Origin of the sequence: Gephyromycinifex aptenodytis (genome assembly GCF_012277275.1) — a bacterium.
Taxonomy (GTDB): Bacteria; Actinomycetota; Actinomycetes; order Actinomycetales; family Dermatophilaceae; genus Gephyromycinifex; species Gephyromycinifex aptenodytis.
Map to the genome: position 1 here is coordinate 951,261 of NZ_CP051155.1, position 14,546 is coordinate 965,806.

Genomic DNA, 14,546 nt, shown 5'->3' on the forward strand with positions numbered 1-14,546 from the left:
CGGGGTGCCCTCTTCCTCCGCGTGCCGCCGCAACGGCGATTCGGCCACCCTGAACTCTCTTCGTGCGGGCTGTCCCCCACCACTGTCAGTCAGGCAGCAGGGCCGTGGCCAGGGTTTCCTGCAGCCAGGTGAGGAACTCATAGGCCAGCAGCAACCCCAGGTACGGATCGTCCGAAGGCGAGCCGGCCAACTGCGCCTCCAACTCGTCGGCGTCCTCGTCGGTGCGCAGCCCCAGCCGCTCCCCCAGGACCAGGCGAATGTCATTGAGGCCGATGAGCAGGCAGTGTGCTGAGTCCGGGTCCAGGTCCACCAGGCCGTCCTGTGCCGACTCGACTGCGGCACGGGCGGCTCGCAGGTTCGCCAGTTTGCGATCGCGTACCGAACTTGCCGTCAGCCGGCGGAACTCCGCTGCAGCCAGCGGGTCGTCATGGTGGCCATCGGGTAGCAGCCGGGCAACGGCCGGGTCGGCCGGTACCTCGGGGACGCCGGCCACGAAGCCCGCGGCGCGCATCATCTCCTCGAAGGTGTCCGGCGAACCGGTCTCGGCCGAGGTCGGCTCCTGGGGGGCGAAGGCGTCCTCCAGCAAATCCGCCGTCTGGCGCAACAACGAAGACATCAATTCGAGTTCGGCGTCCTCGAACCGGGCGACGATCCGCTCACCGTCGCAGGAGAATCCGTGGGTCACTCAGTCGTCCTTGCTGAAAGTGGCCCACAGGCCATAGGCGTGCAGAGCTTCGGTGTGCTGCTCCATCTGCTCCCGCGGACCGTGTGCCACAACGGCTTTGCCCTTGTGATGAACATCCAGCATGAGCTTCTCGGACTTCGCCCGGGAGTACCCGAAGTAGGTCTGAAAAACGTAGGTGACATATGACATCAGGTTGACCGGGTCGTTCCAGACCAGGGTGACCCAGCCACGATCCACATCGTCATTCAATTCCTGCTCGATGGACTGTTCTCGCTGTTGGGTAGGACTCGACGGCACACCCTCACCATATGCTGCTCTCGTGACCAGTACCGCACTGCTGACCGACCACTACGAGCTGACGATGATGCAGGCTGCCCTGCACTCGGGCACCGGGCATCGCGCTAGCGTCTTCGAGCTCTTCGGCCGTCGCCTTCCCGAAGGACGCCGCTACGGCGTCGTGGCCGGCACCGGCCGTTTCCTGGATGCGCTGGCCGACTTCCGCTTCGGCGCGGCCGAGATCGACGCGCTGGCCGCCCGACAGGTCGTCGACGAGGCGACATTGGAATATCTGCGCGAGTACCGCTTCACCGGATCGGTGTGGGGTTACGCCGAGGGCGAGGTGTACTTCCCAGGCTCGCCGCTGCTCATCGTCGAGGGCACTTTCCTGGAAGCCGTCGTGCTGGAGACGCTCGCGCTGTCCATCTACAACCACGACTGCGCGGTCGCCTCGGCGGCCTCTCGGATGACGATGGCCGCGGGCGGGCGACCCTGCATCGAGATGGGCTCCCGACGCACCCACGAGTGGGCCGCAGTGGCAGCCGCCCGCGCGGCCTACATCTGCGGGTTCGGGATGACCAGCAACCTGGAGGCAGCCCGCCGGCACGGCATCCCTTCGGCGGGCACCAGCGCCCACTCCTTCACGCTGTTGCACGACTCCGAAGAGGATGCCTTCACCGCGCAGGTTGAAAGCCTCGGCCGCAACACCACCCTTCTCGTGGACACCTACGACGTGAAGGAAGCAGTCGAGAAGGCGGTGCGCATCGCCGGTTCGGAACTGGGCGCCGTTCGTCTGGATTCGGGAGATCTCGTGGCCCAAGCGCATGAGGTCCGCGCCCAGCTGGATGCCCTCGGAGCCACCTCTACCCGCATCGTCGTCACCTCCGACCTTGACGAATACGCGATCGCCGCGCTGGCTGCGGCTCCGGTGGACGCCTACGGCGTCGGCACCTCCCTGGTCACCGGGTCAGGCGCGCCGACAGCCTCGCTGGTCTACAAACTGGTCCTGCGCGCCGACGACTCCGGCGAACTCATCGCGGTGGCCAAGGCGAGTAAGGACAAGGCCAGCGTGGGCGGGCGCAAGTACGCGCTGCGTCGCCTGGACGAGCACGGCATCGCCACCGCCGAAGTGATCGGTATCGGGGAGCGCCCGCACGGCGACGCCAACGACCGCCAACTGCTGGTCGAGCTGGTCCGCGACGGCGAGGTCATCGGCGAACACAACGTCGAACTGGCCCGGGAACGCCACCGCGCCTCCCTAGCCGAGCTGCCCGGCAAAGCCAGAAGGTTGTCCAAGGGCGAGCCGGTCATCCCCACCGTCTTCATCGATGAGGCCCCCGACCGTCACCTCGTGATTGGAACCCCCTGATGAATCTCAGCTCCTCGCGTGCGCTCGTCATCGTCGACGTCCAGAACGACTTCTGCGAGGGGGGCTCCCTCGCTGTGGCCGGCGGGGCCGGGGTAGCCCAACGCATCAGCGAACACCTGCAAGCGCACAGAGATGATTACGCGGCTGTGGTGGCCACCGCCGACTGGCACATCGATCCCGGCGCGCACTTCGGTGCCACCCCCGAACAGATCGACTACGTCGACCGGTGGCCGGCGCACTGCGTGGCTGAGACCCCCGGTGCGCAGTTCCACCCCGCGGTGCGACCCGCGATCAGCCAAACCGAGGCCGTCTTCCGCAAGGGCGCCTACACCGCGGCCTACAGCGGGTTCGAGGGCATGACGAGCGAGGACGGCGGCGAGGTCGGCCTGGCCGACTGGTTGCGCGACGGGGGGATAACCCACGTCGACATCGTCGGTATCGCCACCGACCACTGCGTCCGGGCCACCGCCTTGGACGCAGCCAAAGAGGGATTCGAGACCCGCGTGCTGCTCGACCTCACCGCCGGGGTCGCCCCGGAGAGCACCACTCAGGCGTTGTCGCGCATGCGCGAGAACGGCATCGAGCTGGCGGGTTCACCGGTACTGCACAGCTGAGACGGTGTCCCTGCCGCGCGGGCGACGGGGACACCGGTGGCGGATCAGGTCAGGCCGAGGTGGTAGGCCTCTTCCCACAGTTCGTCGCGCACCCGCGGGTGGGCAGCGTGGTCGATGAGGTGTCGGGCTTGGCCCTTCTCGTCCTGCCCGATGAGTTCGGCAATGCCGTTTTCGGTGACCACGGCCGAATGTTGGAATGAGGTGACGGGCTGGTCGAGCAGCGGCACGATCGTGGAGACGTCAACCTTCGGGTGCCAGGAACGCAACGCCATGATCGCCTGCCCGCCGGGGGCGTGGATGGCGCCGACGGTGAAGTCGGTCTGGCCACCGAACCCGGAGTGGATGCGGGTTTCGATCCGTGACGCGTTCGCCTGATCGAACAAGTCGACCTGCAGTGCGGTGTTGATGCTCGTCATCCCGGGGTTCTGGCTGATCCGCCCCGGCGCGTTGACCGTCTCGGTGCGCAATACCCGCAAGCCTTCGTTGCGGTGGGCCCACGCGAAGAGCTCCGGGCTACCGAACATGAACGAGCAGGTCACCAGCCGTTCCCGGTCCATCGCCCCGGCCTGGACCAGGGCCAGGATGCCGTCGGAGATCATCTCACTCCACACCCCGAGCCGGCGTTTGCGTTGCAGCCCTGCCAGCGTCGCGTCGGGGATCTCACCGATCCCCAACTGCAGGGTCGCCCCGTCACTGATCAGGCCGGCCACCAGGTCGCCGATGGCGCGAGCGCTCTGCGCCCGGTTCTCATCGACCAGCGTCACGCTGGGCTCGACCGCGATCGGGGTGTCGACTTCCACGACGGCGTCGAACTCTTCGACGTCGAACTCGCCGTCACCGAAGGTGTAGGGCATCTGGGCGTTCATCTGAGCGATGACCAGGCCGCCGCGGGCGCGTGCGGCCGCGATTGCCGCCGGGAGCACGTTGACCTCGCACCCGAGGGAGACCTTGCCAGCCACCGGGGTGGAGGTGTGCACGATGACGACATCCAACGGCAGCGACCGCTTGAACAGCACCGGAACCTGGGACAGCCGGGCCGGCAGGTACGCCAGTCGCGGGCTACGGCGCATCCCCGCCCCGACGAAGGAGGTCTCGTACACGACGCCGTCCCGATCCGGGATGCCTTTGGGGGCGTTGAGCAAGTTCAGCCGGTACGCCGGATAGGTAGCATCGACCACCTCGAGAGCCTGCCAGGGCACGGCGTGGTTGCCGCTGACCAGAACTCGGGGGTTGGCCCCAGCCCGGTTCAGTATTGCTGGGAGCGCCGCAAGGGATGTCGTCTTCACAGGCTTACTGTGCCTGAGACTTCCCCGTCAGTGAGGCCGTTTTGGTGCACTCGCTCGCACATCCAGCGCCATGTCATCGGCGACGTACCACCTCGGTGCTGCTGACCTTGTCGTGCAGTGCCCGCCGAGCGGGGTCGCGTAGCGGCCAGAGCCAGTCCACCACGGTGAACACAGCGGCCAGTTGCCCCAGCAGCGGCATGCTGGCCAGCATGACCGAGAGCCACTTGACGAAGGTGCGACGCACCAGGGCAGCCTGGTCGGCCTTCTCCCCGCTCTCCTGGGCGCGAACCCGGATGCCGGTCAGCCGCCGACCCAGCGTGGCACCCCAGGTAGAAAGGCACCCCACCTCGTAGCCCAATAGCGCGATCGCCTGCAGCAGCGTGATCGTGCCCGCGGTGCGCGCCAAGGTAACCGGCATCTGCGGCGGTCGTCCTCCGGAGCGGGCCGCGGTGAGCGCATCGTCGTACCAGGCCATGACCAGGTTGCGGGAGTCCCCCAGGAAGGGCGCCACCACGACCGAGACCACCAGGACGACGAGGAGGTAATCCACCAGAAGCGCAACCGCACGACGCCAATAACTGGCCAGCGGGGTTCCGTCATCGGCGTGTTTGCGTCGCCCCTGCCCGATGCCGCCAGCGGAGCGTTGGTCGTGCGCGCGCCCAGGCTTCGGCGACTCCGAGGGGGCAGCTGTGGAACCGGCCGCCGGCTGGGAGGGTTGGGCCGAACCTGCGTCGTGCTCGGCGGCCTTTTCCTCGCGGCGGGGTCGGCGCGGCGGCGGGGTCCGGGGAGCCTGCGGTAGCGGCATCGGGGCTTTGTCGGCGAGACGGTCTGTCCACGAGACGCCGTCCCAGTAGCGCAGCCGCCCCTGGTCCTCGGGGTCGTCGTACCAGCCGGAAGGGCGTGCATCCATGGGCGCAACTCTCTCAGACGGGGGCGGCCACAACGGTACCGTGGGGGGCATGGCACCAGCGACCGGCGTCGACGCCCTTGACGCCAGGATCATCACACTGTTCACCGAACGGCCCCAGATCGGGGTTCTCGGCGCCTCGCGCGCGCTCGGCGTGGCACGCGGCACGGTCCAGTCACGCCTGGAACGGCTCGTAGAACGCGGCGTCATCATCTCGTTCGCGCCGACGATCAGCCCAGCAGGCACGGGCTACCCGGTGACGGCCTACTGCAGCCTGCAGATCAGCCAGGTACCCGGCCAGTCCCAGGTGGTCGAGCACCTGTCTGCGATCCCGGAAGTCATCGAGGCCTCGACCGTCACCGGCGCGTTCGATCTGCTCGTCATCGTCGTGGCCCGCAACAACGACGACCTACAGCGCGTCATCGACCACGTCGTGGAGCATCCGCTGGTAGAGCGGGCCTCGACGCAGATAGTCCTGGCCACGCGGGTGCGCAATCGCACGCTGCCGCTGGTGCAAGAAGCTGCCCGGACCTGCGTGGACTGAACCGCGCCGCGGTCAGCGCCGCCCGACGAACCACCGGCGGATTGTCGCGATCCGTTCGCTGACCTGCTCCCCGGTGGCCCGATCCAACGAGGGCCCCCCGCAGTGCTTTCGCAGGTCGGCGTGCACCACCGCATGCGGCGCTCCGGTCTTGCGGGCGTAGGCGGCCACCAGTGAGTTGAGCTCCTTGCGAGTCGCCGCGAGCGCCCGGTGCTCCGAGGGTGAAGCGCCGTGATCGGGGGCGGTGTTCTTGGGTTGCCGCGAGCGCAGCACGTGCGCGACCTGTTCGGGCTCCAACAGCCCCGGCAGGCCGAGGAAGTCCTCTTCTTCCGGCGACCCCGAGACGGTTCCGAGCCCGAATTGTTCGGCGTCGAAGAGGATGTGGTCGAACTCTGCGGCCGATTCCAACGCCTCGAAGGGCAACGCATCCCCGTCGGGCGTCGACTTGGTCTCGTTCGCGGCAGCAAGCAGGTCTTCCTCCGGCGCCCAGATGGAGTCCTCGTCATTGCGCGGACGGTCCAGCACGTGGTCGCGTTCGTCCTCAAGGCGCGCGGCGTGGTCCAGCAAGGTGGGGACGCTGGGCACGAACACCGAGGCGGTCTCGCCTCGTCTGCGGGCGCGAACGAACCTGCCGATGGCCTGGGCGAAGAACAGCGGTGTCTGGGTCGAGGTGGCGTACACCCCTACCGCCAGCCGCGGCACGTCCACTCCCTCGGAGACCATGCGCACGGCGACCATCCATCGGCTGGTGCCTTGGGCGTACTCCTCGATCCGTTTGGAGGCGCCGGTGTCATCAGAAAGGACAACCGTCGGTTTCTCGCCGCCGATCTGCTCCAGGATCCGGGCGTAGGCGCGGGCCTGCGTCTGGTTGCTGGCGATGACCAGCCCGCCGGCGTCTTCGACGTGGCGGCGCACCTCGCTCAGGCGCCGGTCGGCTGCGGCCAGCACGCTCGGGATCCATTGACCCTTGGGGTCCAAAGCGGTGCGCCAGGCCTGGTTGATGAGGTCTTTCGTGAGCGGTTCGCCCAGCCGCGCGGCCAGTTCGTCGCCGGCGCGGGTGCGCCAGCGCATGTCCCCGCCATATGCCAAGAACAGCACCGGGCGGACCACACCGTCAGCCAGCGCCTCGCCGTAGCCGTAGGTGTAGTCGCTGGCCGAGCGACGCACCCCCTGCGCGTCTTCCACATAGGTGACGAACGGGATGGCACTGGTGTCGGAGCGGAACGGCGTGCCGGTCAACGCCAGGCGTCGGGTAGCCGGTTCGAAGGCTTCATGCAGCGCATCGCCCCAGGACCGGTTGTCGCCGCCGTGGTGGATCTCATCCAGGATGACCAGCGTCTTGTAGCGCTCGGTGCGGCCACGATGCAGCAGCGGTTTGCTGGCCACACCCGCATAGGTGAGCGCCACACCGTCGAAGTCGCGGCTGGTTCCACCGACCCGGTTGGAGAATCCCGGGTCGAGGCGGATCCCTACCCGGGCAGCGGCGTCGGCCCATTGGGTCTTCAGGTGCTCGGTGGGGGCGACGACGGTGATCTGTTCAATGACGCGGGCGGCCAGCAGTTCGGTGGCCACCCGCAACGCGAAGGTCGTCTTACCCGCTCCGGGGGTTGCCACAGCGAGGTAGTCCCGGGGGCTGCGCCCCAGGTAGTCCTGGAGGGCTTGGGCCTGCCAGGCACGAAGTTTGCCCGCCGTCCCCCAGGCTGCTCGTTCGGGGAAGGCGGGCGACAGGTTACTTGCTGCGGTAGTACTCATGGCGGGGACGACTGTAACTCTCGCCCCCGCCCCGAGCGTGCATCCGGTTGCTCACCCACACCCGCCCGGCGTGGCGCGGCGGGCCGGGCTGATGCTTGGGGATTACTCGCCGCCGTCCTGCGGGGGGCGAATGCCTTCGTAGATCTCCTTGCACATCGGGCAGACCGGGAAGCGGTTCGGGTCTCGCCCGGGAACCCAGATCTTGCCGCACAGGGCGGTGACGGGTTCTCCGGTCACTGCGCTCTCGACGATCTTCTCCTTGCGCACGTAGTGGGCGAAGCGTTCATGATCGCCGGAGTCGGTGCGGTAGTCGGGGGCGGCCTCGGTACGCTCCAGCGTCGAGGTCGCCGGGCCCGTGCTCGGCGCGGTCAGCGGCTCCGGTGTGCTTGTCATGCCGCGATTATGCCCGAGTCGCCCTCCCCCAGCCTGCGGGCCCGGCCCATGTCGACTGATCGGTTGGACGCTCGTCCCGCTGGGTGGGAGAATCGATGAGGCGCGTAGGTCGGGGGACCGTGCCCCAACCGATGCCGCGAACAGGGGAACCGAACACCACGGCCGCAGCTCACGACATCGACGGCGTCGTCGCGTCGTCCTGTGCGCACCCGCTCAGGGCGGGCGGCGGCGGGATAGGTGCGCAACCGTGCCGCTGCTCGTCGCTCGAACTAGGGGGAATCCGAATGTCCGATCTCGTCCACACTGCCAAGCTGGCGGCCATGCGGGTGCTGGAAATGGCACCCGACTCCATCGGATCGATCAGCTCTGTTCGCACCCACGAGCCGGTCATCGTGCCCACCTTCGACGACGGCCCCACCCCGGGGCGTACCCACGATGTGCTGCGGGCCTTGGCCGACCACAAGGCCACCGCTACCTTCTTCGTGCTGATGACCAGCGTGCGCGCCAACCGTGGGCTACTCGATGAGGTTCTGGCCGCCGGGCACGAGATCGGTTTGCACGGCACCGACCATCGGCACCTGCCGGCGCTGGAACGCGGCGAACTGGCCCAGGTGCTGCGCCAGGGTAAGGCCGAGCTGGAAGATGCGATCGGGCGCGAAGTCACCTGGTTCCGCCCGCCGCACGGCGACCAGAGCATTGATGTCTGGCGCCATATCCGCCAAGCCGGGATGCAATCGGTGATCTGGAGCGGGACGAGCTGGGACTGGAACCCCGACGCTACGCAGGCGCAACGCATCGAGAAGGCGACGGCCAACCTGGCCCGAGGCACGATTCTGCTGTTCCACGACGGGCACGCCGGGCCCGCAGACCTCGGCGACCCGGTCCCCGAGCCGATCCTGGACCGCTACGACCTGCTGCACCGGGTCTTGACCGTTGCTGAAGGTAAGGGGCTGCGCGCGCGCAGCCTCGGCGAAGCCTTGCGGGTGGGCACGCCGGTGACCCGGCCCCACTTCAACCTGCACCCGGCCCACCTTCGCTCTGCGCTGGCTCGGCGCCCTGAAACGGCCTGAGAAGCACTAGCCGCCCCCCGGGCATAGCGGGTTCCTTCTGGTGCTGCCGCGGGTCATCAGCGGCCTGCCGCGCCGCTGGAGGGACACCGTCGCGGCCACCGGGTATCAGGCTGCAGCCATTGATCGCAGGGCCCCGCGCGGGCGGCACGTCTCAGTTCAGGTGTGGGTCTTCGGGGTAGCTAGCCACCCAGGCCAGTTCCCCGCCCTGGCGTCGCAGGACCCGAGACCACAACAGCTCCGGAACGGGGGTGAACGCGTCCTCCGGTAGGGCCTCACAGACGTACCAGCTGCCTTCAGCGATCTCGTCTTCGAGCTGCCCGGCCGTCCAGCCGGAGTAGCCGGCGAAGACCCGCAGATCGCTCACCTCGGGCATCACCAACTCCGGCGGCGCGTCCAGGTCGACGACCCCCACCGAGCTGAAGAGCACCCGGATCCCGAGCTGGTCGCCCATTCCTGGCACTTGCACCAGCCCGAGGGCGGTGTCCAGGCCCACCGGGCCACCCTGGAAGAGCTCCTGGGGGATGCTGACGTGCTGCTCCCACCCGGGCAGGACGCGCTCGATCGCTGCGCCGAGCGGTTTGTTGAGAACCAGGCCGTGCGCGCCTTCAGCGTCGTGATGGAGCACGAGGACGACGCTGCGGTTGAAGATGTCCCCACCGATCTGCGGGGTCGCTACGAGGATTTGCCCGGCCAGGTGTGCCACCACCCCATTGTGCCTGTTCGGGGGGTCGTAGCGGGCAGCTGCAGCCACCTACGCCCAGGAACGTGGCTCGACAACCTCGCACCGGCTGCAACGGCAGCAGCCGAGCCCGCGCATCTGCACCTGGCAGATCCGCGAACTCGGCTGCGGACGAAGACGCGAACTAACGCGGCCTGATCAGTAGCGACGCCCGCCCGAAGGGCGACCCTGGCGCGAGCCGCCGCTGGGGCGCCCCCCACCGCCGGGACGGCCTCCGCGGTATCCGCCGCGGGCACGGGGCGGCGGGTCCATCAGACGGCGCAGGTGCTCCTCTGGGATCGGCACCCCACTGGGACGGCTGGCACCGGACATCTGTGCCACCTCAGGATCGCCGGGGCGGACGTTCTGCGGTGAGGTATTCAGGCCAGCCTGGTCTGCGATGCGCTGCATCATCCGCTTCTGGTGGGGCAGCGCCAAGGTGATGACGGTGCCCTTCTCCCCCGCGCGTGCCGTGCGACCGGCCCGGTGCAGGTAGTCCTTGTGGTCGGCGGGCGGGTCGACCTGCATGACGACGCCTACGTCATCGACGTGGATACCGCGCGCCGCGACATCGGTGGCGACAAGCACCGGCAAGCTTCCGTCGCGGAACGCACCGAGGACCCGGTTACGGGCACCTTGGCCCAGTCCGCCGTGCAGTGCTGCCGCGAAGACGCCCTGTTCGCGCAACTGCAGCGCGACCCGGTCGGCACCCAGCTTGGTGCGCACGAAGATGATCGTGTGCCCCTCGCGGTTGGCAACCTCGGCCGTGACGACCTTCTTGTGTTGCGGCTCGACGAGCAGGATGTGGTGGTCCATCGTGGTGACGCTGGCCTGGGCCGAGTCGGTGGAGTGGGTGACTGGATCCACGAGGTAACGATCGACGATGGTGTCGATGCCCTTGTCCAGGGTCGCCGAGAACAGCAGACGCTGCCCACCGACGGGGATCTGGTCGAGCAGCTCGGTGATCTCGGGCAGGAAGCCCATCTCAGCCATGTGGTCTGCTTCGTCAAGGACGACGACCTCGACGGAGTCCAGGCTCACCGCCTTGCGCTCGATGAGGTCGTTGAGACGGCCCGGGGTGGCGATGAGCAGGTCCACGCCACGATCCAGCGCCTGGAACTGCGGCGGGTAGGGCATGCCGCCCGCGACCAGCTTGTGCGACAGCCCGATCACATGCACCAGGGGCTGCAGGGCGTCACTGATCTGCATCGCCAATTCGCGCGTCGGAGACAAGATCAGGGCGCGAGGGCGGCGTGGCTTACTGCGCTCGCCCTTGGCAAGGCGGGTCAGGACCGGCAGCCCGAAGGCAAGGGTCTTACCCGAGCCGGTACGTCCGCGGCCCAGCACGTCGCGGCCGGCGAGCGCATCCGGGATGGTTGCGATCTGGATCGGGAAGGGCTCGCTGATGCCATCGCGGGCCAGGCGGCGCACCAGGGAGTCGGGCAGGCCGAGGTCGGCGAAACCGGACTCGGTGGGCTCGACAGGTTCGACGATCGGTGCTTCGACACGGCGCATCCGCTCGGCCTCGGCGCGCGAGGCGTCGGGGGGCGAAACGCGCAGGTCCCGTTCACGCGGGGCGCGGCGAACCTCGGCACGCGCCTGGCCGTCCTCCATCGCCGGAGCGTCGGAGTTCTGGACGCGGTCGCGGTCGGGACGCTGCCCGTAGGAGCGGCTCTTGTCACGGTCTCCGTAGGAAGGACGGCTGTCGCGGTCCCCGTACGAACGGCCCTTGTCACGGTCGTTGTAGGAAGGACGGCTGTCGCGGTCCCCGTAGGAGCGGCTCTTGTCGCGGTCGTTGTAGGAAGGACGGCTGTCGCGGTCCCCATACGAACGGCCCTTGTCACGATCCCCGTAGGAAGGACGGCTATCGCGGTCCCCATACGAACGGCCCTTGTCACGATCGTTGTAGGAAGGACGGCTGTCACGGTCCCCATACGAACGGCCCTTGTCACGATCCCCGTAGGAAGGACGGCTATCGCGGTCCCCATACGAACGGCCCTTGTCACGGTCGTTGTAGGAAGGACGGCTGTCACGGTCCCCGTAGGAGCGGCCCTTGTCACGATCCCCGTAGGAAGGACGGCTATCGCGGTCCCCATACGAACGGCCCTTGTCACGGTCGTTGTAGGAAGGACGGCTGTCGCGGTCCCCATACGAACGGCCCTTGTCACGATCCCCATAGGAAGGACGGCTATCGCGGTCCCCATACGAACGACTCTTGTCACGGTCCCCATACGAACGGCTCTTGTCACGGTCCCCATAGGAGGGACGGCTATCCCGGTCCCCGTAGGAACGAGGGTTGCTGTCACGACTGCCGTAGGAACGGCGATCATCACGGTCGGTCCGGGCCGAGTCGGAGCCACGACGGTCGTCGCGGTACGAGCGGGGACCGTCGGTGGAGCGCTCGGGGCGGCTCCAGCGCGCGTCGCGCTCGGTGGCGCGGGTGCCGGAGGCGCGGTCCTTACGAATGGGAGCCGCCTTCTTGTTCAAGCCGGCTTTCTTCGCAGCGCTCCAGCGGGCCTTCTTGGGCGCGCCGGAAGCAGAGGGACGTGGAGTCATGGTGATACTCGATTCGGTCGAACGCGGTAGGCACGCTCCGCGCCGCCGTCAGCGGTCCAAGAGGAGAACGAGCCTCAGCGCCGGGTTTGGCGCCTCATAGGGGTGGGCGACCACTATTGGTCACCAAAAGTCAGGGCGATCGCCGCGACAATGCGGCACCACGGACGTGTCAGTGGGCCTGCTGAATGCAGCGTACCAGGGCCCCAGGCCACCGCCCGCGTCGCCGTCTCCACGAGGCCCCTCCTCCCCGTGGCCAGGCGACGGGTGCGGTGACGACGCTCCACGCCAAGCGTGGAGGTCCCGAAGCGAGCTTAATGGCAGGGTCCGGGAATGCCGACCCCTGTTCACCCGTTGGATGACATATGACGACGATGACCCTGACCGGCGAGAACTTCGAGAAGACCGTCACCGAGAACGACATCGTTCTTATCGACTTCTGGGCCTCCTGGTGCGGCCCGTGCCGCAACTTCGCCCCCATCTACGAGGCTGCCGCGCAGAAGCACACGGACCTGGTGTTCGGCAAGGTCGACACCGACGCCGAGCAGGAGCTCGCGGGCGCCGCCCAGATCAGCTCCATCCCCACGATCATGGTCATCCGCGAGGGCATCCCCGTATTCGCCCAGGCGGGCGCCCTTCCGGCGGAGGCGCTGGAAGACATCATCAGCCAGGTGCGAGCTCTGGACATGAGCGAGGTCCGCGCCCAGGTTGAGGCTGCCCGCGAGCAGGCCGAGGCGAACCCGCAGCAGCAGGCACCCGAAGCGAGCAGCGCGCCGCAGAGTGGAACCACCCCCGGCGTGGACTACCCCGACAGCAACGGCGCCATCGTCTGAACACCCGGACAGCAGATGGCAGTGGGCGCTCCCATGATGGGAGCGCCCACTGCCATGTTCCGGCGAGTCTTAGCCGAAGCGATCAGGAGCCCACCGGAGTCCGGGGCTGCCCCCACACCTGCGTCCGCAATTCCCCGGGAAGATCAGTGTTCCCAGTCGCCACGAAGCGCGGCGCAGCGACACCGTTCTTTCGCTGCCGGTCGTAGTCGCGCAGCGCACCGAACGCCCACCCGCCCAGCATCGTCGCGCACACCAGGTTGAGGATGGTCATGAGCGCAAGGGCGATATCGGCCAACGTCCACGCTGTGGTCAGGGCCACGATCGAGCCGATCCCGGTGGCCAACACCATCGCGATGACCAGGCCCAGTCGGCCTGCTTCTCCCCACTGCAGGAAATCCACGTTGATCTGGGCGAACGAGCTGTAGCCCAGGGTGGAGGAGTAGGCGAAGGTGAGCACGACGAACGTCATGAACCACACCACCCATCCCCCGCCGCCGAGGTGCTCGGCGATCGCCATCTGCACCAAGGTCACGTTGGAGAAGGAGGGTTCGACCCCCGGGGTGTAGATCGCCGGCGGGGCCAGCAGGATGACGAAACCGGTGGCCGAGCAGATGAGGATGGTGTCGATGAAGACGCCGAAAGCCTGGACCAGACCCTGCTGAGCCGGGTGGTCCACTTCGGCGGTGGCAGCACCGTTGGGCACCGAGCCCTGACCGGCCTCATTGCTGAACAGGCCACGTTTCACGCCGTTGAGGAAGGTGGCGAACAGCCCACCCCCGGTCCCGGCCAATGCCGGTTGCAGTCCGAAGGCGCCGACGAAGATGTCGTGTAGCACTCGCGGCAGTTGGGCGAACTGGATGAGGATGATTGCGGCCGCCACCAGCAGGTACACCATCGCCATCACCGGCACCAGGACCTGGACCACCTTCGCGACCACCCGCATGCCGCGCAGCAGCAGCGGGGCGGTCAGCGCCATCAGTACCAGCGCGGTTATCCCCACCGGCACCCCATGAGATGAATTGAGCGTCGAGGCGATGGTGTTCGCTTGCACCATCGGGAAGACGATCCCGTAGGAGAAGACGAGCATCACCGCGAACAGCACGCCGGTGCGGCGAGCTCCCAGGCCGCGCTGCATGTAGTACGCGGGCCCGCCCCGATAGATGTCGTCCTTCCACGGGACCTTGAAGATCTGCCCCAGGGTGGACTCCACGAACGAGGTGGCCATGCCCAGGAAGGCGACGATCCACATCCAGAACAGTGCTCCGGGCCCGCCGATGATGACCGCCAGGGCCACCCCGGCGATGTTTCCGGTGCCGACGCGACTGGCCAGCCCGATCGTCAAGGCCTGGAAGGAGGACAAACTGGAGCGGGCCCCGCCCGAACCCCCTGAGCCGATGACGAGTCGGGCCATATGGGCGAAGAGCCGCACCTGCACGCACCGGGTTCGGATTGTGTAGTAGAGACCCGCTGCCAGCAGCAGGTAGACGAGCACGTAACTGGAGACGGCACCTTCGAAGGCGCTCAGGAGGTCGCTCACGGGCGTGCAGCC

Annotated in this window: 14 protein-coding genes; 5 read left to right on the forward strand and 9 right to left on the reverse strand. The window is 67.9% G+C overall.

What is annotated here, in order from left to right:
- Positions 1–85: 85 nt before the first annotated feature.
- Complete coding sequence (locus tag G9V96_RS04000; RefSeq protein ID WP_168581876.1) at positions 86–685, reverse strand: DUF2017 domain-containing protein; 600 nt, start codon at positions 683–685, stop codon at positions 86–88.
- Complete coding sequence (gene clpS, locus G9V96_RS04005; RefSeq protein ID WP_168581877.1) at positions 686–982, reverse strand: ATP-dependent Clp protease adapter ClpS; 297 nt, start codon at positions 980–982, stop codon at positions 686–688.
- Between the two features lie 64 nt (positions 983–1,046).
- Here clpS and G9V96_RS04010 point away from each other — a divergent pair, with 64 nt between their 5' ends.
- Together G9V96_RS04010 and G9V96_RS04015 are read left to right on the forward strand one after the other, a co-directional pair.
- Positions 1,047–2,330, forward strand: coding sequence for a nicotinate phosphoribosyltransferase (locus tag G9V96_RS04010; protein WP_404861435.1), 1,284 nt, complete (start codon positions 1,047–1,049; stop codon positions 2,328–2,330).
- The gene (locus G9V96_RS04015) at positions 2,330–2,944 is read left to right on the forward strand and encodes an isochorismatase family protein (RefSeq protein ID WP_168581879.1); all 615 of its coding nucleotides are present in this window, start codon (positions 2,330–2,332) and stop codon (positions 2,942–2,944) included. The genes G9V96_RS04010 and G9V96_RS04015 overlap by 1 nt, the downstream gene beginning before the upstream one ends.
- A gap of 44 nt (positions 2,945–2,988) precedes the next feature.
- On the opposite strand, the gene G9V96_RS15380 is transcribed toward G9V96_RS04015, so the two are convergent.
- Positions 2,989–3,543, reverse strand: a complete 555-nt coding sequence (locus G9V96_RS15380) for an acetyl-CoA hydrolase/transferase C-terminal domain-containing protein (protein WP_404861436.1) — start codon at positions 3,541–3,543, stop codon at positions 2,989–2,991.
- A 760-nt stretch (positions 3,544–4,303) separates the two neighbouring features.
- Entirely contained in the window at positions 4,304–5,140 is an 837-nt protein-coding gene (locus tag G9V96_RS04025; protein ID WP_168583832.1) for an RDD family protein, read from the reverse strand.
- Between the two features lie 49 nt (positions 5,141–5,189).
- Here G9V96_RS04025 and G9V96_RS04030 point away from each other — a divergent pair, with 49 nt between their 5' ends.
- Entirely contained in the window at positions 5,190–5,681 is a 492-nt protein-coding gene (locus G9V96_RS04030; protein WP_168581881.1) for an Lrp/AsnC family transcriptional regulator, read from the forward strand.
- A 12-nt stretch (positions 5,682–5,693) separates the two neighbouring features.
- On the opposite strand, the gene G9V96_RS04035 is transcribed toward G9V96_RS04030, so the two are convergent.
- Positions 5,694–7,430: a DEAD/DEAH box helicase gene (locus G9V96_RS04035; protein ID WP_168581882.1), complete on the reverse strand. Its 1,737-nt coding sequence runs from the start codon at positions 7,428–7,430 to the stop codon at positions 5,694–5,696.
- Positions 7,431–7,532: 102 nt separating this feature from the next.
- Complete coding sequence (locus G9V96_RS04040) at positions 7,533–7,823, reverse strand: DUF3039 domain-containing protein (RefSeq protein ID WP_168581883.1); 291 nt, start codon at positions 7,821–7,823, stop codon at positions 7,533–7,535.
- A gap of 284 nt (positions 7,824–8,107) precedes the next feature.
- Here G9V96_RS04040 and G9V96_RS04045 point away from each other — a divergent pair, with 284 nt between their 5' ends.
- Complete coding sequence (locus G9V96_RS04045; RefSeq protein WP_168581884.1) at positions 8,108–8,893, forward strand: polysaccharide deacetylase family protein; 786 nt, start codon at positions 8,108–8,110, stop codon at positions 8,891–8,893.
- Positions 8,894–9,044: 151 nt separating this feature from the next.
- On the opposite strand, the gene G9V96_RS04050 is transcribed toward G9V96_RS04045, so the two are convergent.
- Together G9V96_RS04050 and G9V96_RS04055 are read right to left on the reverse strand one after the other, a co-directional pair.
- A complete protein-coding gene (locus G9V96_RS04050) occupies positions 9,045–9,596 on the reverse strand; it encodes a YqgE/AlgH family protein (RefSeq protein ID WP_168581885.1) in 552 nt (183 codons plus the stop codon).
- A gap of 174 nt (positions 9,597–9,770) precedes the next feature.
- Positions 9,771–12,167, reverse strand: coding sequence for a DEAD/DEAH box helicase (locus G9V96_RS04055; protein WP_168581886.1), 2,397 nt, complete (start codon positions 12,165–12,167; stop codon positions 9,771–9,773).
- A gap of 362 nt (positions 12,168–12,529) precedes the next feature.
- Here G9V96_RS04055 and trxA point away from each other — a divergent pair, with 362 nt between their 5' ends.
- Complete coding sequence (gene trxA / locus G9V96_RS04060) at positions 12,530–12,997, forward strand: thioredoxin (RefSeq protein WP_168581887.1); 468 nt, start codon at positions 12,530–12,532, stop codon at positions 12,995–12,997.
- 82 nt (positions 12,998–13,079) lie between these two features.
- Here the strand turns inward: trxA and G9V96_RS04065 are convergent, their stop codons facing one another.
- The gene (locus tag G9V96_RS04065) at positions 13,080–14,534 is read right to left on the reverse strand and encodes an alanine/glycine:cation symporter family protein (RefSeq protein WP_226913462.1); all 1,455 of its coding nucleotides are present in this window, start codon (positions 14,532–14,534) and stop codon (positions 13,080–13,082) included.
- Positions 14,535–14,546 lie beyond the last annotated feature (12 nt).

Excerpts from the sequence above, each read along its gene's own strand:
- G9V96_RS04025 (WP_168583832.1), bottom strand. The coding sequence starts at position 5,140 with ATGGATGCACGCCCTTCCGGCTGGTACGACGACCCCGAGGACCAGGGG.
- trxA (WP_168581887.1), top strand. The coding sequence starts at position 12,530 with ATGACGACGATGACCCTGACCGGCGAGAACTTCGAGAAGACCGTCACC.
- G9V96_RS04015 (WP_168581879.1), top strand. The coding sequence starts at position 2,330 with ATGAATCTCAGCTCCTCGCGTGCGCTCGTCATCGTCGACGTCCAGAAC.
- G9V96_RS04010 (WP_404861435.1), top strand. The coding sequence starts at position 1,047 with ATGATGCAGGCTGCCCTGCACTCGGGCACCGGGCATCGCGCTAGCGTC.
- G9V96_RS04040 (WP_168581883.1), bottom strand. The coding sequence starts at position 7,823 with ATGACAAGCACACCGGAGCCGCTGACCGCGCCGAGCACGGGCCCGGCG.
- G9V96_RS04045 (WP_168581884.1), top strand. The coding sequence starts at position 8,108 with ATGTCCGATCTCGTCCACACTGCCAAGCTGGCGGCCATGCGGGTGCTG.
- G9V96_RS04030 (WP_168581881.1), top strand. The coding sequence starts at position 5,190 with ATGGCACCAGCGACCGGCGTCGACGCCCTTGACGCCAGGATCATCACA.
- G9V96_RS04055 (WP_168581886.1), bottom strand. The coding sequence starts at position 12,167 with ATGACTCCACGTCCCTCTGCTTCCGGCGCGCCCAAGAAGGCCCGCTGG.
- G9V96_RS04035 (WP_168581882.1), bottom strand. The coding sequence starts at position 7,430 with ATGAGTACTACCGCAGCAAGTAACCTGTCGCCCGCCTTCCCCGAACGA.
- G9V96_RS15380 (WP_404861436.1), bottom strand. The coding sequence starts at position 3,543 with ATGATCTCCGACGGCATCCTGGCCCTGGTCCAGGCCGGGGCGATGGAC.